Source organism: Cellulosimicrobium sp. SH8 (genome assembly GCF_025818875.1).
Taxonomy (GTDB): Bacteria; Actinomycetota; Actinomycetes; order Actinomycetales; family Cellulomonadaceae; genus Cellulosimicrobium; species Cellulosimicrobium cellulans_D.
Genome location: NZ_JAMXMH010000001.1, coordinates 356,212 through 382,740 on the forward strand (window position 1 = coordinate 356,212; position 26,529 = coordinate 382,740).

Sequence of the window (26,529 nt, forward strand, 5' to 3'; positions counted from 1 at the left end):
GATAGGCGTGACGTCCTACCCGGCGGTGGGGTCGCGTGGCGCGTAGATCCGCACAGCGCCGGGCCGCATCGTGAGACGGACGGTGACCGCGTCGCCGCTCCCGGCGCCGTCGAGCGCGAGGGTCTCGCCGTCGTGCGCGAGCACCACGGGCGGCGGCCCGGCAGCCTCGCGCGAGGCCCCTCCGTCGGGCACGGGTGATCCGTCCGGGCCGACCACGGCGCCCCGGGAGGGGAACCGCAGCTCGAGCGTCGGGACGGCCGTCGCGTCGACCACGAGGTGCCGTCGCACGCCGGGCACCCGGCGCGCGACGCGGGTCCCGGTGTCGCCCGCCGCGACCTCGAGGAACGTGCGCAGCCGGCTCGCGCGCCGCTCGGCGCGGGCCGTGCGGACGTCGAGCACGCCGTCGTCCAGCCGGCGCCGCTCGACCGGGGCGAGGCTCTGCGGGTAGTAGCGGTTGACGCCCGCGAACAGCGACCAGTACTCGCCTTCGTGCCCGTCCACCTCCATCCGCACGCGGTGCGCGCGCCGCAGGACCCGCGCCGCGGCGAGCACCGCCGCCGGCCACTTGCCGAGGCGGTGCTCGTGCTTCTCGCGCTCCGTGACGAGCTCCGGGTAGACGCCTGCCGAGAAGGTGTTGAGCACGGTTCGCGGCGGGCCGTCGTCCCCGTCGACCTCGAGGTCCGCGACGTCGATCGTCACGCCCGAGCCGGTGCGGACGGCGGCGACGGTCGCGCCCATGGAGGTGAGGTCGGCCGCGCGCGCGAAGTGGTTCAGCGTGCCGCCGGGGAACACCGCGAGCGGGAGGTCGTGCGCGCGGGCCGCCGCCGCGGCCGTGGAGACGGTGCCGTCGCCGCCGCTGATGCCGAGGGCGCGGGCACCGTCCACGGCGGCGTCGTCGAACAGACGGCGCAGGTCGTCGTCCTCGCCGAGCAGGTGCACGACGGCGCGCGGCAGGCCCTCGCGCAGCGCGACGAGCGGGTCCTCCTTGAGCATGCGCCCCGACCCCGCGGCCGGGTTGACCACGACGAACAGCCCCACCCCGTCGTCGAGCGCGGGGACGACGGCGGGCGGCCCGGCGGGGACGTCGGGGCCGCGCTCGGCCCGGCCGGGCACGAGCGCACGACCCACGAGGGCGACCCCCGCTCCGAGCGCGGCGCCCGCGGCGACGTCCGAGAACCAGTGGGACCCGGTGTGGAGGCGCGAGTACATGACCGCGCCCGCGAGCGGTGCGAGGGCGAGGCCCAGCGTGGGCCACACGGTCGCGACACCCGTGACGAACGCCGCCGCGGACGCCGAGTGGCCGGACGGGAACGACGGCGACGTCGGCGGGTCGGCGAGCCGGCGCCACAGCGGGAGCGGTTCGAGCGAGGGGCGCTCGCCGCCGAACACGGTCTTGCCGACGACGTTGGCCAGCAGGCTCGAGACGAGCAGCGAGCCGTAGCCACGCAGCGCCGCCTCGCGCCCGCGCCGGCCCGTCGCGGCGATCCCCAGGGCAGCCCCGGCCCACAGCACGCTGTGGTCGGCCGCGGTCGAGAGCCGCGACAGCGCGGCGTCCGCGAGGGGGCCGAGCGCGCGACGGTTGGTCCAGTCGTTGACGGCACGATCGAGCCGCGCGATCCCGGGGAACGCCTCGTGCGGCTTGACGATCCCGGTGACGCGCGGCATCCCGCCATCGTAGGAAGCGTCGCGACGGACCGCGCGGCGGCGGCCGGGCTCTGCGAGGAGGCGGGGTCAGACCCCGGCGCGGCTCGTCTCGCCGCGGAGCACGTCGATGTGGGCCTGCAGCCGCTCCAGCGCGACGGCGACACCCTCGCCCGCGTCGTGGGCGAGGTCCGTCGCGTACCGGAGCTGCGCGGACGCCGCGTCGAGCGCGACCTGCGCGTCCGCCAGCGCGACGGCGGCCCGGCCGTCGGCGGCCTCGTCGCCGTCGGTCGCGCGGTCGAGCGCGGAACGCGCCTCGTCCGTCGCCGCCTGGACCGACTCGACGGCGTCGAGCACGTCGTTGCGGAGCACGGGGTGGAGGGCGGGGAGCTGGGCGTGGACCCGGTCGAGGTCGTCACCGATCGTCTCGGTCTGGACCTGCGCGTCGGCGATGAGCTGCTGGACCTCGGCGGCGGTGGCCGTCGCGCACATCGGGAGCATCATGGCCAGCGCGAGCAGGCTCGCCGCGGCGAACCGGGCAGACGTGCGCGTGCGCTGCGGCGTCGTGGGCTCGCTCGTCCTCGCTGACATGGCACCTAGTCTCCCGGTCGAACCTGAGAAGAGCCAGGGAATCGTGGGCGAATTCATGGAGATTTCGCACACAGCGCACGTGGGCGACACGTCGCCCGACGTCCGGAACGGTCCGCGGCCCCCGGCGGGCGGAGGGTCAGACCCGGACGAGGCGCCGGCGTCGTGCGGCGGCGACGCGGGTCCCGATCAGGCCGTGGCGCGGGCTGAACAGGTACGCGAGGGCGAACGCGACGCCCAAGGCGACCACGACCGTGCCGCCCGAGGCCGTGTCGAGGTAGTAGCTCACGTAGATCCCGACGACCCCGCACACCGCCGCGACGAGCGGCGAGAGCCACAGCATCCGCGAGAACCGGTCGGTGAGCAGGTAGGCCGTCGCGCCGGGCGTGATGAGCAGCGCGACCACGAGCACGACCCCGACCGCCTGGAGCGCGACGACGACCGTCAATGCGAGCAGGCCGAGGAGCAGCGCGCCGAGCCGCCGCGGGGACAGGCCGATCGCGTGCGCGTGCGTCGGGTCGAACGCGTAGAGCGTGAGGTCGCGCCGCTTGAGCACGACGACCGCGAGCGTCACCGCGCCGAGGGCCAGCACCTGCGCAAGGTCGGCCCGCGACACCCCGAGGAGGTTGCCGAACAGGATGTGGTTGAGGTCCGTCTGGCTCGGCGTGACGGAGATGAGCACGAGGCCCAGCGCGAACAGCGTCGTGAACACGACCCCGATCGCCGCGTCCTCCTTCACGCGGCTCGTGTCCCGGACCGCGCCGATGAGCAGGACCGCGAGCAGCCCGAACACCAGCGCGCCGAGCGCGAACGGCGCCCCGACCACGTACGCGAGCACGACGCCGGGCAGGACCGCGTGCGAGACGGCGTCGCCCATGAGGGACCAGCCCACGAGCACGAGCCAGCACGACAGCACGCCGCACACGATCCCGGCGGTCACCGTGACCGCGAGCGCGGTGCGCAGGAACTCGAACGATAGGGGCTCCAGGAGGGTGGCGAGGAGGTCGGTCACGGGGCCACCTCCACGCCGAACGCGAGCGCGAGGTTCTCGGGCCGCAGGACCTCGTCCGGTGTCGAGTGCAGCAGGACGCGCCGCTGGAGCAGCACCGCCTCGTCCGCGAGCTCGGGCAGGGCGTGCAGGTCGTGGGTCGAGACGAGCACGGTCGCCCCGCCCGCCGCGAGCTCGCGGAGCAGCGCGGTGATCGTCGCTTCGGTGCGCTTGTCGACGCCCGCGAACGGCTCGTCGAGCAGCAGGATCGTCGCCCCCTGCGCGAGGCCGCGCGCGACGAACGCGCGCTTGCGCTGCCCGCCCGAGAGCGCGCCGATCTGCCGGTCCGCGAGGTCGGTCAGCTCGACGCGCTCCAGCGCGTGCGCGACGGCCTCCCGGTCGGCGGGGCGCGTGCGCCGCGTGAACCCCTGGTAGCCATAGCGGCCGGTCATGACGACGTCGCGCACGCTCAGCGGGAACGCCCAGTCGACGTCCTCGCTCTGCGGGACGTACCCGACGGCCTGGGCGCGCCGGGCGCGCGCGGGCGGCGCGCCGTCGACCAGGACGGTGCCGCGGTCCGGGCGGACCATACCCATGACCGCCTTGAACAGCGTCGACTTGCCCGACCCGTTCATGCCCACGAGCCCGCACACGGTGCCCGGCCCGCCCGCCGACCCCAGGGCGAGGGTCGCGCCGTCGAGCGCGAGCACGTCGCCGTAGTGGACCGTGAGGTCGCGCACGTCGATCGCGGGCGTGCCCGACGGCGCCCGCTCGCCCGCGCTCACGCGTCACCGCCCGCGGTGGTCCCGGCGAGGCCCGCGACGATGGTCTCCGTGTCGTGCCGCAGGAGGTCGAGGTACGTCGGCACGGGTCCGCCGGGCTCCGAGAGCGAGTCGACGTAGAGCGTGCCGCCGAACGCCGCCCCGGACTCCAGGGCCACCTGCCGCATCGCCTTGTCCGAGACGGTGGACTCGCAGAACACGGCCGGGACGTCGTGCTCCTCGACGAACTCGATCGCGCCGACCACGGACCGCGGCGTCGCCTGCTGCTCCGCGTTGACCGCCCACAGGTACTGCTCGGCGAGGCCCGCGTCGCGCGCGAGGTAGGAGAACGCGCCCTCGCACGAGACGAGCGCGCGGTGGCCCTCGGGGAGCGTGTCGAGCGCGTCGGTCAGCTCGCCGTGGACTGCCGCGAGCTCGGCCGCGTACGCCGCGGCGTTCGCCGCGTAGTCGTCCGCGTGCGCCGGGTCGAGCTCGGCGAACGCGTCGGCCATGTTCTGCGCGTAGAGCTGACCGTTGACGGGCGACATCCACGCGTGCGGGTTGTCCTTGCCCTGGTACTCCGCGGCCGTGTCATCGCCCAGTGCGATCGGGTCGACGCCCTCGCTGACGACGACGTGCGGCACGTCCAGCCCGTCGACGAACCGCCCGAACCACGCCTCGAGCCCCATGCCGTTGTCGAGGATCAGGTCCGCGTCCGACGCCCTGCGCAGGTCGCCCGGCGTCGGCTCGTAGCCGTGGATCTCCGCGCCCACCTTGGTGATCGACTCGACGCGCAGGTGGTCGCCCGCGACGTTCTGCGCCATGTCCGCGAGCACGGTGAACGTCGTCAGGACGACGGGCCGCCCGTCGTCGACGGAAGCCCCGCCCCCGGCGTCGGTCCCGGCCGAGCACCCCGCGACGGCGAGCGCGGCCACCCCGGCCGCGACGGCCACGCGAACGAGGGATCCTCCGGTAGCCCGGGAAGTAAAGTTCGGCACACCGAAAAATCTAGTCCGGGAGTCCAGTGAACGCAACGCCCGTGCCACCCACGAGTGCACCCGACTGCCGAGGTAGAGCCCTCTACCTCGCGCCGAGGCGGCGGCTGACCTCGGTGGCGGCGCGGCCGACGGCGGCGGCGAGCTCGGCGCGGCGGGCGGGCGGGGCGTCGTCGGCCCAGAACGTGAGGGCGATGCCCGCGACGGGGAGGCTGGTGTGGTCCACCGCCGCATGGGCGACGGACGCGAGACCAGGCGTGACCTCGCCGTCCTCCTCGGCCCAGCCGCGCTGTCGGACGCCGCGCAAGATCTCGCGCAGGGCGCCGAGGGACTGCGGTCCGACCCCGGTGCGGTCGGCGAACGCGGCGGCGCTGGGGAACAGGGCGCGGACCTGGGCGGCGGGCAGGCCGGCGAGGACGGCGCGCCCGCTCGCGGTGAGATGGGCGGGGAGGCGGACGTCGACGTCGGTCACGAGCGTGGGGCGGCGCGGTGCGCGCTGCTCGACGAGGTAGAGGACCTCGCGTCCGTTGAGGACGGCGAGGTGCGCGCTCTCGCCGGTCGACTCGACGAGGCGCGCGACGACGGGCCGCGCGAGCCGGGCGAGCGGCGCCTGCCGCGCGTACGCCGACCCGAGCGCGAGCGACGCCGTGCCGAGCCCGTACCGGTGCTCCTCGGGGAGGTGCGTCACGAACCCCTCGTCCACGAGGACGGACAGCAGGTGGTAGACGGTCGAGCGGGGAAGCCCGAGGCCCTGCGCGACGGCGGCCGCGGGCGACGGGCCGGCCTGCGCGGCGAGGTAGGTGAGCACGCGGACGGCCTGGCGCGCGGCGGGGACGTCGCTCGGCATGGAGTCCACGGTAGGGCCGTGGCACGATCGAGGCGTGACGACCCTCCCCGACGACCAGCGCCTGCGCGACCTCGCGCGGCTGCGGCGCGTGCGGGACCGGATCGACCGCGAGTACGCGCAGCCGCTCGACGTCGCGGCGCTCGCGGCCGGCGTGCACGTGTCGGCCGGGCACCTGAGCCGCGAGTTCAAGGCCGCGTACGGGGAGTCGGTGTACGCGTACCTCATGACGCGCCGCATCGAGCGCGCGAAGGCACTGCTGCGGCGCGGCGACCTGAGCGTCACGGACGTCTGCTTCGCCGTGGGGTGCTCGTCGCTGGGAACGTTCAGCACGCGGTTCGCCGAGCTCGTCGGCGTACCGCCGAGCGTCTACCGGCGCCGCGCGGCGGAGGCCGACGCCGCGTCTCCCGCGCCCGTGGAGTCCCGGACGGCCGCGGCGGCCGCCTCACGCGGCGAAGGGACCGGCACCGACCCCGGTGCGGAGCGCCTCGACGGGATGCCGGCGTGCGTCGCGCGGCGCGTCACGCGACCGGTCAGGAATCGAGAAGCGCGGGCCGGGCGCGCGTCCTAGCGTCGTTCCCATGAACCTCACCATCAACTCCAGCTTCCTGCCCCAGACCGACCCCGACGCCTCGCTGGCCTTCTACCGCGACGTCCTCGGCTTCGAGATCCGCAACGACGTCGGCTACGAGGGCATGCGGTGGATCACCGTGGGCCCGGCCGACCAGCCGGACACCGCGATCGTGCTGCACCCGCCGGCCGCGACGCCCGGCCTCAGCGACGACGACAAGCGCGCGCTCCTGGAGATCGTCGCGAAGGGCGCCTACTTCGGCGTGAACCTCGCGACGGCGGACGTCGACGAGACGTTCGCGCGGATCGAGGCGGCGGGCGCAGAGGTCGTGCAGGAGCCGATCGACCAGCCCTACGGCGTGCGCGACTGCGCGTTCCGCGACCCGGCGGGCAACGAGATCCGGATCCAGCAGCGCCGCTGAGGGCCGTCAGACCCGGCCGCTCGACCCCGCGGCCTCGAGGTCGAACGTGAGCGCGAGCGGCCCGAGCTCGGCCGCGACCTGCGAGAACTCGGCGACGAGCGGGGGGATCGGCCCGGCGCGCCGGACGAGACCCCAGCGCAGCACGGGCCGCTCGTCGAGCGGCACGTAAGCCACGTCGGAGCGCTCCAGGTAGCGGATGCCCTGGGCGCACGCGACGGCGACGCCGTCGCCGGACATGACGCGCCACAGCACCTCCTCGCGCGTCGGGGCGGTGCCGCCGCGGTCGGGCTCGCTGCGGGGGACGGGGCTGACGGCGTCCTCCCAGTAGTCGGGGACGGGCAGCCCGGACGGGAGGACGTTCTCGTCGGCCAGCTCCGCGACGGACACCGACGAGCGCGTGGCGAGCGGGTGCGTCCGCCCGACGGCGAGCACGATCGGCTCGGTGAACGTCACCGGGCCCACCGCGAGGTCCTTCTCCTCGACGGGCAGCCACAGGAGCGCGACGTCGACCTCGCCGTCGCGCAGCAGGCGGAAGGGCTCGTCGATGCGGACCTCGCGCATGCGCAGGTCGACGTGCGGGTTGCGGGCGCGGAACAGCGCCGTGACGGGGGCGAGCTCCTGCCACAGCGGCCCCATGACGCCGAACGTCAGGGTCTCGCGCGCGGCCCGCGCGGTGCTCGCGGCGGACTCGACGCCCTCGAGGATCCGGCGGTACCCGGCCTCGAGGTCGGCGCGGAGCTGCTCCCCGAGGGGCGTGAGCGTGACGCGCCGGCTGGTGCGCTCGAACAGGGGCGCGCCGATCCGGCGCTCCTGCTTGGCGATCGCCTGGCTCACCCGGGGCGCGGACACGTGCAGGCGCTCCGCCGTGCGTCCGAAGTGCAGCTCCTCGGCGAGCGTCAGGAAGATCTCGATGTCGCGCAGCTCCACCTGACGATCGTCGCGTTCGTTAACCCCGCGCGCAACCACCGTTGCCGGATCGGCCGTTGTTCGCGCGACCGCGCGGCCCGAGCCTGGAAGGGCACGGCGAGAGGCGCCGGCGGACCGAGAGGAGACGACCATGGCCGTCGTCAGGACGCACCGGTACACGGTGGAGACGGGCCGGCTGGCCCAGATGCTCGAGCAGCGCAGCGCGCTGATCCAGGGGCTGCGCGCGGCGAACCCCGCGTTCACCGCGGCCACGCTCGTCCGGCTGGAGGACGGGTCGTACCTCGACATCTGGCGGTGGGACTCGGCCGCCGCGATGCAGACGGCGGCGCAGGCCGCGCGCGACGTCCCGCTCGTCGGGGCGACGCTCGGCCTCACCACCGACCACGAGGCGCTCGACGGCGAGGTGCTCGACGAGCGGTGAGGACCGCCGTCGTCCCCGGTCACCACGGCGGGGACGACGGCGCAGACGGGCGGGCCGCGACCGACGCGGCACTCAGGGCACGGCTGGACCGACGCAGGAGGAGCAGGACGATGAGCACCGAAGGACGCACGACGAACGGCGCGGGGCGCGCCCCGGGCACGCCGGGACGGTTCTCGCGCTGGATGCAGCGCCGCTCGAACGCGCGGCTGGTCCGCAAGGTCCGTGGCGGCAAGGCCACGTTCATGGGGATGGACGTCCTCGTGCTGCACACGGTCGGCCGCCGCAGCGGCGCGCCGCGCGAGACGCCGCTCATGTGGCTGCCGGACGAGGGCGACGCCGTCCTCGTGGTCGCCTCCGGGGGCGGCAGCCGCAACCCGGACTGGCACGCCAACCTCGCGGCGCACCCCGGCGACGTCGCGATCGAGCTGCCCGGGAGGACGCCCGTCCCCGCGGTGCCGCACGAGCTCGACGGCGCGGACCGGGAGCGCGCGTGGCAGCGCGTCGCGACGGCGCAGCCGCGGATCGCCAAGTACCAGAGCAAGGCCGAGCGGCAGTACCCGCTCGTGCGGCTCACGCCGCGATGAGTCGCGCGCGCGGGGACGGTCCTGACACGGGGCGGCCGCGCGGCGCGGGAGAGACCACGCGCCGAACCGACCACTGCTCGGGCAGACTTTCACCGGGCTGCGAAGGCCGGGCGGCCGGCGCCGTCGACCGGCCCGTCCACCGGATCAGCGGGGGCCGCGCGACGAGGCACGACGACGAGGAGACACGATGAGCACGGCAACGACGACGCAGACGCAGGCCTCGGTACCCCAGGACCCCGACGCGCACGACGTCATCCGGGTCCAGGGGGCGCGGTCGAACAACCTCCAGGACGTGAGCGTCGAGATCCCCAAGCGGCGCCTCACGGTGTTCACGGGTGTCTCCGGCTCCGGCAAGAGCTCGCTCGTGTTCGACACGGTCGCGGCAGAGTCGCAGCGCCTCATCAACGAGACGTACCCGGCGTTCCTCCAGGGCTTCATGCCCACGCTCGACCGCCCCGACGTCGACGTCCTCGAGGGGCTCACGACGGCGATCGTCGTGGACCAGGAGCGCCTGGGCGCGAACCCGCGGTCCACCGTGGGCACGGTGACCGACGCCAACGCGATCCTGCGGGTGCTCTTCAGCCGGTTCGGCGAGCCGCAGGTGGGGCCGCCCACGGCGTTCTCGTTCAACATCCCCGCGCGCAAGGCGAGCGGCATCATGACGTCGGCAACGGGTGAGAAGACGATCGTCCGCAACGCGATCTACCACGGCGGGATGTGCCCGCGGTGCGAGGGCCGCGGGTCGGTGTCCGACCTCGACCTCACGGAGATCTTCGACGACTCGAAGTCCCTGCTCGACGGCGCGATCAAGGTCCCGGGGTACACGGCCGACGGCTGGATGGTGCGGGGGTTCGTCGAGTCCGGGTTCTTCCCGGGCGACAAGCCGGTCCGCGAGTTCACCGAGAAGCAGCTCCAGGACTTCCTCTACAAGGAGCCCACCAAGATCAAGGCGGCGGGCATCAACCTCACGTACGAGGGCCTGATCCCCAAGATCCAGAAGTCGATGTTCTCCAAGGACGTGGACTCGCTCCAGCCGCACGTCCGCGCGTTCGTCGAGCGCGCGGCGACGTTCGCGCCGTGCCCCGACTGCGGTGGCACGCGCCTGTCGGAGTCGGCGCGCTCCTCGAAGATCCGCGGCGTCAACATCGCCGACCTGTGCGCGATGCAGATCACCGACCTCGCCGCCTGGATCCGCGACCTCGACGACCCGAACATGGCGCCCGTCGTCAACGCGCTCGGCGAGAACCTCGCGTCGTTCGTCGAGCTCGGGCTGGGCTACCTCAGCCTCGACCGGCCGTCGGGCACGCTGTCGGGCGGCGAGTCGCAGCGCATCAAGATGCTGCGCCACCTGGGCTCGTCGCTCACGGACGTCACCTACGTCTTCGACGAGCCGACCATCGGCCTGCACCCGCACGACATCGACCGCATGAACGGCCTCCTGCTCCAGCTGCGAGACAAGGGCAACACGGTGCTCGTCGTCGAGCACAAGCCGGAGACGATCGTCGTCGCGGACCACGTCGTCGACCTGGGACCCGGCGCGGGGACGGCCGGCGGCACCGTGACGTTCGAGGGCACGGTCGACGGGCTCCGGGCGAGCGATACCGTGACCGGCCGCCACCTCGACGACCGGGCGACGCTCAAGGACGCGGTGCGGACGCCGTCGGGCGCGCTGGAGGTCCGCGGCGCGGACGCGCACAACCTCCAGGACGTGGACGTCGACATCCCGCTCGGCGTGCTCGTGGTCCTGACCGGGGTGGCGGGGTCGGGCAAGAGCTCGCTCGTCGAGGGGTCGGTGTCGCGGCGCGAGGACGTCGTGACGATCGACCAGGGCGCCGTGCGGGGCTCGCGCCGCAGCAACCCCGCGACGTACACGGGCCTGCTGGAGCCGATCCGCAAGGCGTTCGCGAAGGCCAACGGCGTCAAGCCCGCGCTGTTCAGCGCGAACTCCGAGGGCGCGTGCCCCGAGTGCAAGGGCGCGGGCGTCATCTACACCGAGCTCGGCTTCATGGAGACCGTCTCGACCCCCTGCGAGGACTGCGGGGGCCGCCGGTTCCAGGCCGCGGTGCTCGACTACACGCTCGGCGGGCTGAACATCGCCGACGTGCTCGACCTGCCGGTCTCGAAGGCCCGCGAGTTCTTCTCGTCGGGCGAGGCCAAGGTCCCGGCGGCGAAGGCGATCCTCGAGCGGCTCGACGACGTCGGCCTCGGGTACGTGAGCCTCGGCCAGCCGCTCACCACGCTGTCCGGCGGCGAGCGCCAGCGCCTCAAGCTCGCCACGCACCTCGGCGACAAGGGCGGCGTCATCGTCCTCGACGAGCCGACGACGGGCCTGCACCTCGCCGACGTGCAGAACCTCCTCGGCCTGCTCGACCGGATCGTCGACGCGGGCAAGTCCGTCATCGTCATCGAGCACCACCAGGCGGTCATGGCGCACGCGGACTGGATCATCGACCTCGGCCCGGGCGCCGGCCACGACGGCGGTCGCGTCGTCTTCGAGGGCACCCCGGCCGACCTCGTCGCGGCGAGGTCGACCCTCACGGCCGAGCACCTAGCAGCGTACGTGGGCGCCTGACCCGTCTCCCCGAACACGAGGTTGCTGTCGTTATCAGCCCGATAACGACAGCAACCTCGTTCTCGACCCGGAGCAGGGTCGGGTCGGCGTCGTGGTCGGTCGGCACGGCTGGAGCGCGAGTCTGGGATACCAGACTGAACCTCGGTCGGCGGCCTGCCCGCGCGACGCGCGGCGGTGTGTCCTGGGGGCATGGCAGCGACGACGCACTCCCCGGCAGTCCCCGGCGCGACGGCGGCCCTCGCCACGGACCCGGCCCGCGCCGCGCGCGTGGTCGTGGTGGGCGACGGTCCGCTGACGATCGACGACGTGGTCGACGTCGCGCGGCACGGCGCGCGCGTGCGGCTCGCCGACGCCGCGGTCGAGGCGATGGCCGCGAGCCGGGCCGTCGTCGAGGGGCTCGCGGACGACGACCGCCCGCACTACGGCGTCTCGACCGGGTTCGGCGCGCTCGCCCGGCGGCACATCCCGGTCGAGCGGCGCGCGCAGCTCCAGCTCTCCCTCGTGCGTTCCCATGCCGCGGGTGCCGGGCCCGAGGTCGAGCGCGAGGTCGTGCGGGCGCTGCAGCTCCTGCGGCTCGCGACCCTGGCGACCGGGCGGACCGGGGCGCGCCCCGTCGTCGCGCAGACGTACGCCGCGATGCTCGACGCCGGGATCACGCCCGTGGTGCGCGAGTTCGGGTCGCTCGGCTGCTCGGGCGACCTCGCGCCGCTCGCGCACGTGGCGCTCGCCGCGCTGGGCGAGGGCGAGGTCCGGGACGCGACGGGCGCCCTCGCGCCGGCCGCCGACGCGCTCGCCGCCGCCGGGATCTCCCCGCTCGCCCTGCGTGAGAAGGAGGGCCTCGCGCTCATCAACGGCACCGACGGCATGCTCGGCATGCTCGCGCTCGCGCTGCACGACCTGCGGTCCCTGCTCACGACGGCCGACGTCGCGGCGGCGGCGAGCGTCGAGGCGCTGCTCGGCTCGGACGCGCCGTTCGCGGCGGACCTCATCGCTCTGCGCCCGCACCCCGGCCAGGCGGCGTCGGCCGCGAACCTGCGCGCGCTGCTCGACGGCTCGCCCGTCGTGGCGAGCCACCGCACGCTCGACGCCGAGGGGCGACCCGAGTGCACGCGCGTGCAGGACGCGTACTCGCTGCGGTGCGCGCCCCAGGTGCACGGCGCCGCGCGCGACACGCTCGACCACGCGGCCGCCGTCGCGCGCCGGGAGCTCGCGGCGGCGATCGACAACCCGGTCGTCACCGTGGACGGCCGCGTCGAGTCGAACGGCAACTTCCACGGCGCCCCGGTCGCGTACGTGCTCGACTTCGTCGCCATCGCGGCGGCGGACGTCGCGAGCATGAGCGAGCGCCGCACCGACCGGTTCCTCGACAAGGCCCGCAACGAGGGCCTGCCGCCGTTCCTCGCCGACGACCCCGGCGTCGACTCGGGTCTGATGATCGCGCAGTACACGGCCGCGGGGATCGTCTCGGAGCTCAAGCGGCTCGCGGTGCCGTCGAGCGTCGACTCGATCCCGTCGTCGGCCATGCAGGAGGACCACGTCTCGATGGGCTGGGCCGGGGCGCGCAAGCTCCGCCGCGCCGTCGACGGCCTCGGCCGCGTCGTCGCGATCGAGCTGCTCACCGCGACGCGCGCGCTCGACCTGCGCTGCGACGGCGGGTCCCTGCACCCCGCGCGGGGGACGGGCGCCGTGCGCGACCTCGTGCGCACCGTCGTCGACGGTCCCGGACCGGACCGCTACCTGTCGCCCGACATCGAGGCCGTGACCCACCTCGTCACCACCGGTGCCGTGGCCGCGGCGGCGAGCGGCGCCGTCGGGTACCTGGCCTGACCTCCCGCCCGCCCCCGAAGGAGCGAGACGACCATGACCCACGAGCCCCACCGACTCGGCACCCCCGTCCCCGTCCGCGCGCCGCGCGGCACGACCCTCACCGCGCGGTCGTGGCAGACCGAGGCGCCGCTGCGGATGCTCATGAACAACCTCGACCCGGAGGTCGCGGAGCGTCCCGACGACCTCGTGGTCTACGGCGGCACGGGCCGCGCGGCGCGGGACTGGCCGAGCTACCACGCGATCGTCCGCACGCTCACGACGCTCGCCGACGACGAGACGCTCCTCGTGCAGTCCGGCAAGCCCGTGGGGGTGCTGCGGACGCACGAGTGGGCGCCGCGCGTGCTGCTCGCGAACTCGAACCTCGTGGGGGACTGGGCGACGTGGCCCGAGTTCCGGCGGCTCGAGGCGATGGGGTTGACGATGTACGGGCAGATGACGGCCGGGTCGTGGATCTACATCGGCGCGCAGGGCATCCTCCAGGGCACGTACGAGACGCTCGCGGCCGTTGCGGCCAAGCGGTTCGGGGGGACGCTGGCCGGGACGCTCACCCTCACCGGCGGGTGCGGCGGCATGGGCGGCGCGCAGCCGCTCGCGGTGACCCTCAACGGCGGCGCGTGCCTCGTGGTCGACGTCGACCGGTCGCGCCTCGACCGCCGGGTCCGGGAGCGGTACCTCGACGTCGTCGCCGACGACCTCGACGCCGCGGTCCGGCTCGTCGAGGACGCGCGGCGCGAGCGCCGGGCGCTGTCGGTGGGGGTCAAGGGGAACAGCGCGGCGGTCGTGCCGGAGCTGCTGCGCCGGGGCGTGGAGATCGACGTCGTCACGGACCAGACGTCGGCGCACGACCCGCTGTCCTACCTCCCGCTCGGGGTGGACGTCGCCGACTGGGCCGACTATTCGGCGGCGAAGCCCGACGAGTTCACCGACCGCGCGCGCGAGTCCATGGCGCGGCACGTCGAGGGGATGGTCGGGTTCCTCGACGCGGGCGCCGAGGTGTTCGACTACGGCAACTCGATCCGCGACGAGGCGCGCCGCGGCGGGTACGACCGCGCGTTCGACTTCCCGGGGTTCGTGCCCGCGTACATCCGGCCGCTGTTCGCGCAGGGCAAGGGCCCGTTCCGGTGGGCCGCGCTCTCGGGCGACCCGCGCGACATCGCCGCGACCGACGCCGCCGTGCTCGACCTGTTCGACGACGACCACCTCCACCGCTGGATCCGTGCCGCCCAGGAGCGGGTCGCGTTCCAGGGCCTGCCCGCGCGCATCTGCTGGCTCGGGCACGGCGAGCGCGACCGTGCGGGCCTCGCGTTCAACGACCTCGTGGCGTCGGGCGCGGTGCGCGCGCCGGTCGTCATCGGCCGCGACCACCTCGACGCCGGGTCCGTCGCGTCCCCGTACCGCGAGACCGAGGCCATGGCCGACGGCTCCGACGCGATCGCCGACTGGCCGCTGCTCAACGCCCTCACCGCCGCGTCGTCGGGCGCGACGTGGGTGTCGATCCACCACGGAGGCGGCGTCGGCATGGGCCGCTCGATCCACGCGGGCCAGGTGTCCGTCGCGGACGGCACGCCGCTCGCCGCGGCCAAGCTCGCGCGCGTGCTGTCGAACGACCCTGGCCTCGGCGTGCTGCGCCACGTCGACGCGGGCTACGACGACGCGATGGCCACGGCCGAGCGGAACGGTCTCCGCGTCCCGACGCGGGAGTCCTGATGGGTCACCCCCCGCTGCCGAACCCGGGATCGTTCCTCACGGACGGCCGATCCTGGGGAGAGACCCCGGGTTCGACGGCGTCCGGGTGGACCGTCGGCCCCGCTTCGGCGAGTGGGTCGACGCTCCTCGTCGGGATCGGGGAGCTGACGACCAACGTGCCCGGCGGGCCGGGGACGCGTGAGGGCGACCCGACCGGGCTGGTGACGGACGCCGTCGTGCTGCTCGACGGCGGCCGCGTCGCCTGGGCGGGGCCGGCGCGGGAGGCGCGCAACGCCGTCGGGCACGCGCTGGGCGGGCGCGAGCCCGACGTCACCGTCGACGCTGGCCGGCGTGCCGTGCTCCCGGGGTTCGTCGACTCGCACACGCACCTCGTGTTCGCGGGCGACCGCGCCGCCGAGTTCGAGGCGCGCATGGCGGGCCGCCGGTACGAGGCCGGCGGCATCCGCTCGACCGTCGCCGCGACGCGCGCGGCGTCCGACGACGAGCTCCGGGCCGGACTGACCCGGCACCTCGACGAGGCCGCCCGCCAGGGCACGACCACGGTCGAGGTGAAGAGCGGCTACGGGCTCACCGTCACCGACGAGGCGCGCGCCGTGCGGCTCGCGCGCGAGGTCACCCCGGAGGTGACGTTCCTCGGGGCGCACGTCGTGCCGGTGGAGTACGCGGGCCGGGCCGACGAGTACGTCGACCTGGTGTGCGGCGAGATGCTCGCCGCGTGCGCGCCCCACGCGCGGTGGGTCGACGTGTTCTGCGAGACGGGCGCGTTCATGCCCGAGCAGGCGCGCCGCGTCCTCGACGCCGGTTCCGCCGCGGGCCTCGGCGTGCGCGTGCACGCGAACCAGCTCGGGCCGGGGGAAGGCGTGCGCCTCGCCGTCGAGCTCGGTGCGGCCGCCGTCGACCACTGCACCTACCTCGCCGACGACGACGTCGAGGCGCTCGCGGGCTCGTGGTCGGGGGCCGCCCCGGACGCAGCGCCCGGGACCGGGGCGGCGTCGGGGGCGGTCGTCGGGACCGTGGCCACCCTGCTCCCCGGGGTCGAGTTCTCCACGCGCCAGCCCTACCCCGACGCGCGGCGCCTCCTCGACGCGGGCGCCGTCGTCGCGCTCGCGAGCGACTGCAACCCCGGGTCGAGCTACACGTCGTCGATGCCGCTGTGCGTCGCGCTCGCGGTCCGCGAGATGCGCATGACGGTCGCCGAGGCCGTCTGGTCCGCGACCGCGGGCGGTGCCCTCGCGCTGCGTCGCGACGACGTCGGGCACCTCGCCCCCGGCGCCCGGGCCGACGTCGTGCTGCTCGACGCCCCGAGCCGCGTGCACCTCGCCTACCGCCCGGGCGTCCCGCTCGTCGCCGCGGTCTGGCAGGACGGCGTCCGCCTCCCGCCGAGATAGAGCCTCCGGTCACGAGAGAGAGCTCGCCGCGTTCTACGTCGCGACCGGACGCTCTACCTCGCGGAGGGCGAGGCCGGCGGCGAGCTCGAGGACGCAGAGGGCGGCGAGGCGGACGGTGCGGCCGTCCGGGGCGTCGGCGGTGGCGTCGACCTCGACGACGTCGGCGGACCGCACGCGGTCGTCACGGGCCGCCGCGCGGACCAGGGCGCGGAGCTCCCACGCCGCGATGCCGCCGGGGACGCTCGCCGGGCACCCGGGGGCGACGGACCGGTCGCACACGTCGACGTCGACGTCGAGGTGCACCGGCCCGCCCGCGGAACCGGCGATCTCGAGCGCTGCCCGCATGACGTCCTCCGGGCCGCGCCGGCGCAGCTCGTCGACGTGCACGACCGTGATCCCGAGCTCGACCGCCCGGCGCGCGTACGCGGCGGAGTTCGCGAAGTCCGCGATCCCGACCTGCACGACCCGCGCCGGGTCGAGCCCTGCCTCGACCAGCCGCCGCACGGGCGACCCGTTCGAGACGCCGTCGCGCAGGTCGTGGTGGGCGTCGAGGGTGACGAGTCCGGCGCTGCCGAGGTCGTCGCCCCACGCCCCGAGAGCCGTCGCGACGGTCACGGAGTTGTCGCCGCCGAGCGCGACGAGCAGGCGCGCGCGGTCCAGGGCCGAGCGGACCGCCGCGCGCGTCCGCGCCTCGCCCTCCTCACCGTCGGGCTCGTCGACGTCGCCGAGGTCCGCGAACGCGAGGTCCGCGAGGTCGACGGGCCCGCTGCGGTCCGACGTCGTCCCGCGCCCGGTCCCACCGTTCCCCTCCGCGGTCTGTCCGGTCGTCGCGGCGGGCCGCACGCGGGCGGAGGCTCCGCCGTCGGGCAGGGGACGGTCGGGAGCGAGGGCGGGGCTGAACCGGCGCAGCGCGTCGCGCACGGCGGCGGGCGTCGCGTGCGCGCCGGTGGGGGAGAGCGACGTGCGCCAGGCCGGGACGCCGAGGATCGCGACGTCGACGTGGGCGTCCCCGCCGGGCGGGGGCCAGTCGCCCGCCCGGGGCCAGGACGGGTCGTGGGACAGGGTCTGCGCGGCGCTGCTCACGCCTCGACCGTAGCAACGCCCCGGGCGGCGGGACCCGTCAGGACGCGAGCGTCGCGACGAGCGTTGCGAGCCCGAACCCGGACTGCCCCAGGGTCCCGGTCCACAGGCGGTGGTCGGAGATCCACAGCACGATCCCGCCGAGGGTCATGAAGCCCGCGGTGTACAGGACGAGGGTCCGCCCCTCGTCGACGAGGCCGTTCGCGGCGAGCACGACCCCGAGCACCGTCCCGGCGCCGAGGAACATGTTGTAGAACGCGACGTTGAACGCCCACAGCGTGACCTCGCGCGGCGAGGACCGCGTGCGCAGCAGGAACTGCTGGGCCCAGGGCCGGTGGAAGAAGAAGGCCTCGACGACCCCGACGCCGACGTGCAGCACGCCGGCGGCGACGGCGAGGACCTGGGCGAGCGTGCTCATGGGAGCTCCTCCCGGTCGTGCGGCGCGAACGAGCGGGCGAGGCGGCGTGCACCGTCACCGTCCAGGTGGGCGAGGGCCGCGGGTCGCCCGGTGAGCAGCAGGAGCAGGGCCGTCATGGACCCGGTCACCTGCTGGCCCTCGCCGCGCCGCCAGGGCACGTCGGCGGCGACGAGGCGGAACCCGGCGAGCCGTCGTCGGGCGCGGAAGGGGAAGGAGACGGCCCACACGCGCTCGGCCGCCTCCCGGGCCGCGACGGGCGGGGCGGGGACGTCGAGCCCGAGCGCGACGGCGACGTCCTGCGTGTGGACGAGCGCGTCGACGAGCGCGACGTGCGGGGTCGTCCCGGGGGCGAGGCGACGCGACCCGACGGAGGCCCGCAGCGCCGCGAGGAGCTCTTCGCGAGGTCGCGTCCCGGCCTCGCGCGTGAGCAGGTCCATCATCCCGTCGAAGCTCGTGCGGCCGCGGGCGAGCGCCGTGAGGAGCCCCCGGGCGAGCGCCGCGCGCGAGGAGGTGGGGGCGAGGGTGAGGTGCGCGGCGACGTCGTGCACGCGCCATCCCGTGCACAGGCTGGGGCGCCCCCAGTCGGCAGGGTCGAGACCGGCGACGAGGTCCACGAAGGAGGCCCGGGCGGTCGCGACGGCCGCCCACACGTCGTCCTCCGTCATCCAGTAGTCGGGTGCACTCATGGGAGCGCCTCCAGAACTGATACGATGATCTGACTACTTTAGTCAGTCGGACTGACGATGGTCAACCCCCGCACACCCGAGGAGGCGCCCGTGAGCGAGCAGGACGAGCTCAACACCGGGCTGCTCCTGTTCATCCCCTACCGCGCGCTCGAGCTGCGGGTCTACACCGCGGTCCGGGACGCGGGGTTCGACGACGCGACGCCCGCGCAGCTCCGCGTGTTCCAGCGGGTCGGGCCGCACGGCACGCGCCTCACGGAGCTCGCCGAGGCGGCGGAGATCACCAAGCAGACCGCGGGGTTCCTCGTCGACCAGCTCGAGGCCGCCGGATACGTCGAGCGCGTCCCCGACCCTGCCGATCGCCGGGCCCGCCTCGTGCGCGTGACTGCCCGGGGCGAGGCGGCGTCGCGCGTCGCCGCGGCGGAGCTCGCGCGGGTCGAGGCGGAGTGGACCGCGCACCTCGGGGTCCGCGGCATGGCGTCCCTGCGGCGTCAGCTCGCGCGCCTGCGCGAGATCACCGACCCCTGGGCCTAGCTCGAACGACTCGGCGGCTGGCGCTGGCGCTGGCGCCGGCGTCAGGCGCGGGGCGCAGCGCCCGCACCCTTTCCTGAGCGACTGGCCGGCGTGCGACTCCACTTGTGCATAGCAAGCGTGCATAACAAAGATCCACGACACGCATCTTTCGACTAAACGTCGACAAAAGTAGATCCCGAAGGTACGGTCGGGTTTCGTCGGCTGACACGGGCATCCTCGGTCGGTCGCACGTGCAGCCTCAGCGTCGAGTGCTCGCAGGCGTCGACCGGCGCGAGCCACGGAGGAGCGCGGCCAGAGACCCTGTGCCGCGCCCTCACGGTGCAGGCTGCTTGGTTCCCCAAGTGCGTCAAGGAGGACGTTGTGCACAGATTTTCCCCAGGCCACCGAAGGTGGTCCCGCTACGCCGCTGCGGCGGTCTCAGCCGCGATGCTGGTACCGCTGACGGTCGGAGGGGCGTACGCCCACCCCGGGCACGAGGAGGGCGGCGACACCGCCGCTGCCGACGCGGCCGCGCTCGACTGGGACAACTACGAGAAGGTGCTGCTCAGCAAGGACACCGGCGAGCCGATCGACCTCGCCGTCCTGCCCGACTCGCGCGTCCTGCACACGGCCCGCGACGGCGTCGTGCGACTCACGGACCCGACGACGGGTCTGACGAGCCAGATCGCGCAGCTCGACGTCTACAAGAACTCGGAGGACGGCCTCCAGGGGATCTCCCTGGACCCGGACTTCGAGGAGAACCACTTCGTCTACATGGTCTACGCGCCTCGGGTGATGGAGGGCACGTCGCCCTCGGGCGTCGACTACCCGGAGACGACGCCGAGCGGGAGCGCGCCGAACTCGCTGCCCGCAGGCGAGGACGAGAGCTACTGGGACCGGTGGCTGGGCTACAACGTGCTGTCGCGGTTCACGTGGGACCCGGCGACGGCCACGATCGACCTCTCCACCGAGCGCGAGCTCCTCAAGGTCGACGCGCAGCGCGGGCAGTGCTGCCACGTCGGTGCGGACATGGCGTGGGACGAGGACGGGAACCTGTTCCTCTCCACCGGTGACAACACGCCGGCGAGCGCGCCGGGTGCGGCGGGGTACGCGCCCAACAACAACGCCCCGGGCATGAACCCCGGCTTCGACGACCGTCGCGGCGCCGGCAGCACCAACGACCTGCGCGGCAAGATCCTGCGGATCAACCCGATCGAGGACCTCGCCGCCGGCACCGAGGTCGGCCCGGGAAGCACGTACACGATCCCCGAGGGCAACCTCTTCGACGACCCGCAGTACGACGACGTCCGCGACCTCGTGCGCGACGAGACCTACGTCATGGGCCTGCGCAACCCGTTCCGGATCGACTACGACGTCGAGTCCGGCGCGCTGGTGTGGGGCGACTACGGCCCCGACGCAGCCACCGCGAACCCGGACCGTGGGCCCATGGGCTACGTCGAGTGGAACCTGACGACCGAGCCGATGAACGGCGGCTGGCCGTACTGCCACGGCCCCAACGCGAACTACAACGAGTACGACTACGCGACGTCGACGCCGGGAGACTTCTTCGACTGCGAGGCCGGCGCCGAGAACAACTCGACGTGGAACACCGGCCTGGACGTCCTGCCGCCCGCGACCGCGCCGCAGGTCTACTACGGCGACAACCCCGGCGACCAGCCCGAGCTGCTCGACCCGCTGACCGAGTGGGGCGGCGGCGGCCAGGCCCCCATGGGCGGCCCGATCTTCCGCTCGGCCGACTACCCGGACGCACCGGGCAAGTTCCCCGCGTACTGGGACGGCAAGCCGTTCATGGCGGAGTTCTCCCAGGACTACGTCGCCGCGTTCACGCTCGACGAGCTGAGCAGCGCCGGCGTGGTGACGGCCGTGGAGGACTTCCTGCCGAACGCGCACCTCACGAGCGCCGCACAGCCCATCTGGGACAACGTCATGGACTTCGAGTTCGGTCCCGACGGCAACCTGTACGTGCTCGAGTACGGTGACGGCTTCTTCCGCCAGAACCCGGACGCGGGCCTGTACCGCGTGTCCTACAGCGAGGGCAACCAGCACCCGCAGGCGTCGTTCACCGCCAGCGCGATCTCCAGCAGCGAGGCCCCGCTCGAGGTCACGTTCGACGCCTCGCGGTCGAGCGACCCCGAGGGCGCCGAGCTCACCTACGAGTGGGACTTCGACGGTGACGGCCAGACCGACGCCACCGGCGTGAAGGTCACGCACGAGTTCACCGAGCTCGGGCAGTACGACGTCATCCTGCGGGTCACGGACCCCGAGGGTCTGTTCACGCTCTCGACGAAGCAGATCACCGTCGGCAACACGGCGCCCGAGATCAGCGTCGACGTCGCGGACGGGGCGATCTTCAACTGGGGTGACAAGCTCGAGCTCGGCGTCTCCGTGCACGACGCCGAGGACGGCGACGAGGTCACGTGCACCGACGTGAAGTTCACGTTCGGTCTCGGCCACAACACCCACGCCCACCCGGAGGTCACCGGGACGGCGAAGGACACCGCCGACGGCTGCGGCATCACCATCGCGACCAACGCGGACGCCGTGGAGCATGGTGAGGGCGAGAAGATCTTCGGCACCCTCGTCGTGACCTACACCGACCAGGCGCAGGGCGACGTCCCGGCCACGACCGGTGAGCTGACGCGCATCTTCAAGCCCGAGGAGCAGCAGGCCGAGTGGTACGACGAGGCCGAGGGCATCGAGGTCGTCGTCGACGAGACCGCCGACGCCGGTGGCTACGTCACGTCCCTCGACGCGGGCGACTCGTTCGCCTACGAGCCCGTGGCCTTCGAGCACGCCCCCTCGGGCGAGGCCATCAACCGCGTGACCGTCCTCGGTCGCGGCGAGGGCACCGTCACGCTGGGCTGGGAGGGCGCCGACGGCACGACCGACGAGTCGCTCGCCGAGCTCCGCTTCGGCAGCGAGGGCTGGACCGACGTCACCCGGACGCTCACCAGCGTGCCGGAGGGCTCGGGCAAGGTCGTCGTGACGAGCACGGGCGGCGTCGACGTCGACAACGTGTTCTTCGGCAAGTCCGTCATCATCCCGGCGGAGCAGGTGTCGATCCAGATGTTCTCGCTCATCCCGTGGGTGGGTGCGGACGGCCAGGAGGCGGTGCTCGAGCGTCTCGGCGAGATCGGGCTCCAGAACATCGAGCCCTTCGGCGGCAACTACTCCGGGCTGACGGGTCAGGAGTTCCACGACATGGCGGAGGCGGCAGGCCTGAAGGCCCCGTCCTCGCACTACAACGTGGGTGAGGGCGACTTCGACCAGACCCTGGAGTACGTGGGCGCGGTCGGCCAGCAGTACGTGGGCTCGGGTGGCTTCCCCTCCCCGGGGATCGGCACCTACGAGAACACGCTCGCGACGGCCGAGGCGATGAACCGTCTCGGTGAGCGGGCTGTGGCGGCCGGGTTCGAGAAGTTCTTCGGCCACAACCACGACAGCGAGTTCCGGACGAAGTACGTGCACGACGGTGTCGAGATGTCCGCGTGGGAGATCCTCGTGGCCGAGACCGACCCCGAGTACGTGACCTTCGAGGTCGATGTCGCGTGGGCCGCCCACGCCGGGGTCGACGTCCCCGCGCTGCTCGCGCAGTACGGTGACCGGATCGAGCTCCTGCACATCAAGGACGCGGTCAACCTCAACAACGGGGGCCGGCCGACGTTCACCAACCTCGGTGACGGCGACGTGCCGCTGCAGGACATCCTGGCCGCCGCGAAGGAGGCCGGTGTCGCGTACTACGTCATGGAGTACGACATGGCCGCCGACGGCGAGTCCTTCGCCACGACCGGGTTCGAGTACCTCACGGGTGAGGCCGCGGGCGGCTCGGAGGAGCCGACCGAGCCGGTCACCATCCCCGTGGACAAGGTCTCGATGCAGCTGTTCTCGCTCAGCTCGTGGAGCCGCCAGATCGGCTGGGAGGGCGTCTACGACCGCCTGGGCGAGATCGGCTTCGAGAACGTCGAGCCCTTCGGGTCGAACTACTCGGGCCTCACGGCGGAGCAGGCTCGTGCCCAGTTCGACGCGGCCGGTCTCCGTGTCCCGTCCTCGCACTACAACGTGAACGAGGGCACCTTCGACGCGACCCTCGCGTACGTCAAGACGCTGGGCCAGGAGTACGTGGGCTCGGGCGGCTTCCCGTCCCCCGGTATCGGTGGGGGCCTGGAGAACGTGCTGGCCACGGCCGACGCCATGGACCGTCTTGGCGAGCGTTCGGTCGCGAACGGCACCGGCAAGCTGTTCGGCCACAACCACGACCAGGAGTTCAACACCCAGTACGAGTACAAGGGTGAGCTGACCTCCGCGTGGGAGATCCTCGTGGCGGAGACGAACCCCGAGTACGTCGCCTTCGAGCTGGACACGGCCTGGGCGGCGAACGCCGGCGTGGACGTCCCGGCGCTGATCGACGAGTACGCGGACCGCATCGAGCTCCTGCACATCAAGGACGCGACCAACCTCAACGCGGGTGGGCGTCCGACGTTCACCAACCTCGGTGAGGGTGACATGCCGCTGCAGGACATCCTGCGGGCCGGTCTCGACGCGGACGTGGCGTACTTCGTCATGGAGTACGACGGCTCGCCGGCGAACGACGAGTTCTCCGCCGAGGGCTTCGAGTACCTCACCGGCATCCCTGCCGGTGCGGACACCCCGGAGGTCGACGTGACGGTCGAGCCGCGCTGCCTGGCCGGCAAGGTCTACGTCGCGGTCCGTGCGCTCAACGTGGACGACTCCGCGCTGGAGATCGCGGTCGAGACGCCGTTCGGCGCCAAGACCTTCGCGGACGTGGCCCCGGGCAAGAACGCCTACCAGTCGTTCAGCACGCGTGCCACGGAGATCGAGGCCGGCGAGGTGACCGTCACCGTGACGGACGCCGACGGCGGCACCGACACGGTCACGGCCGAGTACGCCGCGCGGTCGTGCGGCTGATGTGACCCGAACGCCGGGCGAGACGGGGGTCCGACACCGTCTCGTCCGGCGCCACCGGGGCGCCGCGTGGGGCGGCGGCCGATGCTGCCCCACTTCTCAGGGGTGGTGTGCCCGTCCGGCAGCGGGCGCACCACCACCTGTCCGTGCCGGGCGTGGTGAACGCCGTGGCGGGCTACGCCTTCTCGGCGTGCACGACGGCGACCGGGTGCGTCGCGTGGTGCAGCACCTGCTGGCTCACGGAACCCAGGACCATGCCGCGCAGGTCACCCCGGCCGCGCGAACCGACGACGGTCAGCGCGGCTCCCGCCGCGGCCTCCCGGATCGCGACGGACGGCTCGCGGTCCACGACGAACGTCTCGACGAGGACGTCGTCGTGCTCGGCGGTGCGCACGCGCGCGAGCGCCGCCTCGACGGTGCGCGACGCCTCGGCCCGCGCGTCGCGCTCGGCCGCGGTGTAGAACGACGGGTTCTCCTCCCACAGGGGCCCCGCCGGCAGCCGCCACGCGCACACCGCGACGACGCGCGACCGGGTGCGCGCCGCCTCGTCGAGCGCGAACCGCAGCGCCGCGTCGCCGTGCACGGACCCGTCGACGCCGACGACCACGTCGGTCGTCCGCTCGGCCCGGTCCACGACCGGCGGCACGACGACGACCGGCACGGGCGAGCGCGCGGCGAGCCGCGTCCCGACGGAGCCGAAGAACATGGAGCCGACGGAGCCCAGGCCGCGCGACCCGACCACGACGAGGTCGGCGTCCTTGGCCTCGTCGAGCAGCGCCTCCGCGGGCGGGCCGGAGCGCAGCGTGGTGCGCACGGGGACAGTGGGGTCGACGTGCGCGGCGCGCTCCGCGGCGGCCGACAGGATGGGCCCGGCGATCTCGCCGAGCTCCTCGACGCTCGGGTAGTACGCGCCGCCGACGAACGGCGTCGCGACCACCGGCACGTAGGCGACGTGCAGCACGCGGAGCTGGGCGCCGCGCCGGGCCGCCTCGCGCACCGCCCAGTCCAGGGCCTTGCCGCTCGTCGCGCTGCCGTCCACACCGACCAGCACGACCTGCTGCGTCGATCCGCTCACGGTTCCCACCTCGGTCCCTCGTCCCCTTCGCGGCGGACGTCCTCCCGCCGCCTGCACACCTCCTGGATACCCCCCGAGACCGGGCGCACGCACCCTGCGACCGCCCCGGCGCGCGGGGACCCACGGCTCCAGGTCGCGGGACGAAGGTCCCGTACCTGCGGCGTCGCACCCTCGCGCGCGCGAGAATCCGCCCCCGACGGGCTACGTTGAGGGCATGGGCTCTCCCCACCCGATCCGTGTGTTCCTGCTCGACGACCACGAGGTGGTCCGGCGCGGCGTCGCCGCGCTGCTCGAGGCGGCCGGTGACATCACCGTCGTCGGCGAGGCCGGCACCGCCGCGTCCGCGCTCGCGCGCATCAAGGCGACGCGACCCGACGTCGCGATCCTCGACGTGCGCCTGCCCGACGGCTCCGGCGTCGAGGTGTGCCGGGAGGTGCGCTCCGAGCTCCCCGAGGTCGGCTGCCTCATGCTCACGTCGTTCGCCGACGACGAGGCGCTGTTCCAGGCCGTGCTCGCCGGCGCGTCGGGGTACGTGCTCAAGCAGATCCACGGGTCCGACCTCGTCGGCGCGGTCCGCACCGTCGCGGCGGGCGGGTCGCTGCTCGACCCGGCGAGCACGGCGCGCGTGCTCGAGCGTCTGCGCCACGCCGCGGACGAGATCCCGGACCGGCTCGAGGGCCTGTCCCAGCAGGAGCGCCAGATCGTCGCGCTCATCGGCGAGGGCCTGACGAACCGCGAGATCGGCAAGCGTCTCTACCTCGCGGAGAAGACGGTCAAGAACTACGTCTCGCACGTCCTCGCGACGCTCGGGCTCCAGCGGCGCACCCAGGTCGCGGTGCTCGCGACCGAGATGCGCCAGGAGGAGGCGACGCGCCAGGGCGGCACCCCGGGCGCGGGCGCGCCGGCGGGGGACCGGCAGCACGGTGGCCAGCCCTTCCGTCCCTGAGGGCGACGCCGGGGTGCGCCCCGCGGGGTCCGAGGGCTCGTCGGCGGACGGACCGGGGGCCGACGGCGAGGGTCCGGGCGACCGCGCGGCGTCGGGACCTTCGGCTCTCGCCGATCTGACACCGCGGCGCGACGATGTGGAGATGGACACAGTCGAGCGGACCGGGACAGGGGCACCGGTGGCGGGAGCGGGGGCCATGACGGCCGAGCGTCCGCGCGCCTCGGCAGGGCTCTCGGAGCTCACGCCGGAGGAGAGCTACGCGCTCCTCGCGACCGTCCCCGTGGGCAGGATCGTCTACACCGACCACGCGCTGCCGGCGATCCAGCCGGTGAACTTCGTCCTCGACGGGCCGGACGTCGTCTTCCGCACCGCCGAGGGCTCCAAGCTCGCGGTCGCCGCGAGCCGCGCGGTCGTCGCGTTCGAGGTCGACCAGTTCGACGCCGAGGCGCGCTCCGGCTGGTCCGTCGTGCTCGTGGGCCGCACGTTCGAGGTCACCGAGCCGGTGGAGCGGGCACGGCTGCTCGCGCTCCCGCTCGTGACGTTCGTGCCGGGCGTGCGCGACCGCGTCATCAAGGTCGTCCCGCGCATCGTCACCGGGCGGCGGATACTGCGCTGAGGCGGTCGCCCGGCGCGGC

General features: G+C 74.0%; 23 protein-coding genes. 12 read left to right on the forward strand and 11 right to left on the reverse strand.

Annotation, left to right across the window (positions count from 1 at the left end):
* Window positions 1–15: 15 nt before the first annotated feature.
* The 6 genes from NF338_RS01575 to NF338_RS01600 form a co-directional block, all read right to left on the reverse strand.
* On the reverse strand, window positions 16–1,665 hold the full coding sequence (locus NF338_RS01575) for a bifunctional phosphatase PAP2/diacylglycerol kinase family protein (RefSeq protein ID WP_264029166.1): 1,650 nt from the start codon (window positions 1,663–1,665) through the stop codon (window positions 16–18).
* Window positions 1,666–1,731: 66 nt separating this feature from the next.
* Window positions 1,732–2,232 carry a hypothetical protein gene (locus tag NF338_RS01580; RefSeq protein WP_087470265.1) on the reverse strand — a complete coding sequence of 167 codons (501 nt, stop codon included), beginning with the start codon at window positions 2,230–2,232 and terminating at the stop codon, window positions 1,732–1,734.
* Window positions 2,233–2,368: 136 nt separating this feature from the next.
* Window positions 2,369–3,241, reverse strand: coding sequence for a metal ABC transporter permease (locus tag NF338_RS01585; RefSeq protein ID WP_264029167.1), 873 nt, complete (start codon window positions 3,239–3,241; stop codon window positions 2,369–2,371).
* Complete coding sequence (locus NF338_RS01590) at window positions 3,238–4,002, reverse strand: metal ABC transporter ATP-binding protein (RefSeq protein WP_264029168.1); 765 nt, start codon at window positions 4,000–4,002, stop codon at window positions 3,238–3,240. Before NF338_RS01590 ends, NF338_RS01585 begins: the two co-directional genes overlap by 4 nt.
* Window positions 3,999–4,931 carry a metal ABC transporter substrate-binding protein gene (locus NF338_RS01595; RefSeq protein WP_318782936.1) on the reverse strand — a complete coding sequence of 311 codons (933 nt, stop codon included), beginning with the start codon at window positions 4,929–4,931 and terminating at the stop codon, window positions 3,999–4,001. The genes NF338_RS01590 and NF338_RS01595 overlap by 4 nt, the downstream gene beginning before the upstream one ends.
* A 127-nt stretch (window positions 4,932–5,058) precedes the next feature.
* Window positions 5,059–5,820, reverse strand: a complete 762-nt coding sequence (locus tag NF338_RS01600; protein WP_264029169.1) for an IclR family transcriptional regulator — start codon at window positions 5,818–5,820, stop codon at window positions 5,059–5,061.
* Between the two features lie 34 nt (window positions 5,821–5,854).
* Between NF338_RS01600 and NF338_RS01605 the strand changes: the two genes are divergently transcribed.
* Both NF338_RS01605 and NF338_RS01610 read left to right on the forward strand, forming a co-directional pair.
* Entirely contained in the window at window positions 5,855–6,388 is a 534-nt protein-coding gene (locus NF338_RS01605) for a helix-turn-helix transcriptional regulator (RefSeq protein WP_264029170.1), read from the forward strand.
* Between the two features lie 10 nt (window positions 6,389–6,398).
* A complete protein-coding gene (locus tag NF338_RS01610) occupies window positions 6,399–6,809 on the forward strand; it encodes a VOC family protein (protein ID WP_047231031.1) in 411 nt (136 codons plus the stop codon).
* A 6-nt stretch (window positions 6,810–6,815) separates the two neighbouring features.
* Here the strand turns inward: NF338_RS01610 and NF338_RS01615 are convergent, their stop codons facing one another.
* Window positions 6,816–7,736 (reverse strand): LysR family transcriptional regulator, encoded by a 921-nt coding sequence (locus NF338_RS01615; protein ID WP_204538211.1) that lies wholly within the window; start codon window positions 7,734–7,736, stop codon window positions 6,816–6,818.
* A gap of 130 nt (window positions 7,737–7,866) precedes the next feature.
* Between NF338_RS01615 and NF338_RS01620 the strand changes: the two genes are divergently transcribed.
* The 6 genes from NF338_RS01620 (at window position 7,867) to hutI (ending at window position 16,235) form a co-directional block, all read left to right on the forward strand.
* A complete protein-coding gene (locus NF338_RS01620) occupies window positions 7,867–8,157 on the forward strand; it encodes a hypothetical protein (protein WP_047231033.1) in 291 nt (96 codons plus the stop codon).
* 110 nt (window positions 8,158–8,267) lie between these two features.
* Complete coding sequence (locus NF338_RS01625; RefSeq protein ID WP_264029171.1) at window positions 8,268–8,741, forward strand: nitroreductase family deazaflavin-dependent oxidoreductase; 474 nt, start codon at window positions 8,268–8,270, stop codon at window positions 8,739–8,741.
* A 187-nt stretch (window positions 8,742–8,928) separates the two neighbouring features.
* Entirely contained in the window at window positions 8,929–11,313 is a 2,385-nt protein-coding gene (locus tag NF338_RS01630; protein WP_264029172.1) for an excinuclease ABC subunit UvrA, read from the forward strand.
* A gap of 189 nt (window positions 11,314–11,502) precedes the next feature.
* On the forward strand, window positions 11,503–13,140 hold the full coding sequence (gene hutH, locus NF338_RS01635) for a histidine ammonia-lyase (RefSeq protein ID WP_264029173.1): 1,638 nt from the start codon (window positions 11,503–11,505) through the stop codon (window positions 13,138–13,140).
* A gap of 33 nt (window positions 13,141–13,173) precedes the next feature.
* A complete protein-coding gene (gene hutU, locus NF338_RS01640; protein WP_264029174.1) occupies window positions 13,174–14,847 on the forward strand; it encodes a urocanate hydratase in 1,674 nt (557 codons plus the stop codon).
* Entirely contained in the window at window positions 14,847–16,235 is a 1,389-nt protein-coding gene (gene hutI / locus NF338_RS01645; protein WP_264029175.1) for an imidazolonepropionase, read from the forward strand. The genes hutU and hutI overlap by 1 nt, the downstream gene beginning before the upstream one ends.
* Window positions 16,236–16,268: 33 nt before the next feature.
* On the opposite strand, the gene NF338_RS01650 is transcribed toward hutI, so the two are convergent.
* The 3 genes from NF338_RS01650 to NF338_RS01660 are packed head-to-tail and all read right to left on the reverse strand — an operon-like array spanning window position 16,269 to window position 18,419.
* A complete protein-coding gene (locus NF338_RS01650) occupies window positions 16,269–17,318 on the reverse strand; it encodes an arginase family protein (RefSeq protein ID WP_264029176.1) in 1,050 nt (349 codons plus the stop codon).
* 37 nt (window positions 17,319–17,355) lie between these two features.
* Window positions 17,356–17,733 (reverse strand): DUF1304 family protein, encoded by a 378-nt coding sequence (locus NF338_RS01655; RefSeq protein ID WP_087470256.1) that lies wholly within the window; start codon window positions 17,731–17,733, stop codon window positions 17,356–17,358.
* Complete coding sequence (locus NF338_RS01660; protein WP_264029177.1) at window positions 17,730–18,419, reverse strand: maleylpyruvate isomerase family mycothiol-dependent enzyme; 690 nt, start codon at window positions 18,417–18,419, stop codon at window positions 17,730–17,732. Before NF338_RS01660 ends, NF338_RS01655 begins: the two co-directional genes overlap by 4 nt.
* 90 nt (window positions 18,420–18,509) lie before the next feature.
* Between NF338_RS01660 and NF338_RS01665 the strand changes: the two genes are divergently transcribed.
* Together NF338_RS01665 and NF338_RS01670 are read left to right on the forward strand one after the other, a co-directional pair.
* Complete coding sequence (locus tag NF338_RS01665; RefSeq protein WP_264029178.1) at window positions 18,510–18,950, forward strand: MarR family winged helix-turn-helix transcriptional regulator; 441 nt, start codon at window positions 18,510–18,512, stop codon at window positions 18,948–18,950.
* Window positions 18,951–19,376: 426 nt separating this feature from the next.
* Window positions 19,377–23,876 (forward strand): PQQ-dependent sugar dehydrogenase, encoded by a 4,500-nt coding sequence (locus NF338_RS01670; RefSeq protein ID WP_264029179.1) that lies wholly within the window; start codon window positions 19,377–19,379, stop codon window positions 23,874–23,876.
* A 172-nt stretch (window positions 23,877–24,048) separates the two neighbouring features.
* Here NF338_RS01670 and NF338_RS01675 read toward each other — a convergent pair whose 3' ends face one another.
* Window positions 24,049–24,948 carry a universal stress protein gene (locus NF338_RS01675; protein ID WP_167551021.1) on the reverse strand — a complete coding sequence of 300 codons (900 nt, stop codon included), beginning with the start codon at window positions 24,946–24,948 and terminating at the stop codon, window positions 24,049–24,051.
* Between the two features lie 214 nt (window positions 24,949–25,162).
* Here NF338_RS01675 and NF338_RS01680 point away from each other — a divergent pair, with 214 nt between their 5' ends.
* Both NF338_RS01680 and NF338_RS01685 read left to right on the forward strand, forming a co-directional pair.
* On the forward strand, window positions 25,163–25,894 hold the full coding sequence (locus NF338_RS01680; RefSeq protein ID WP_082379792.1) for a response regulator transcription factor: 732 nt from the start codon (window positions 25,163–25,165) through the stop codon (window positions 25,892–25,894).
* 142 nt (window positions 25,895–26,036) lie between these two features.
* The gene (locus NF338_RS01685) at window positions 26,037–26,510 is read left to right on the forward strand and encodes a pyridoxamine 5'-phosphate oxidase family protein (RefSeq protein WP_204538192.1); all 474 of its coding nucleotides are present in this window, start codon (window positions 26,037–26,039) and stop codon (window positions 26,508–26,510) included.
* The last annotated feature ends 19 nt before the right edge of the window (window positions 26,511–26,529 follow it).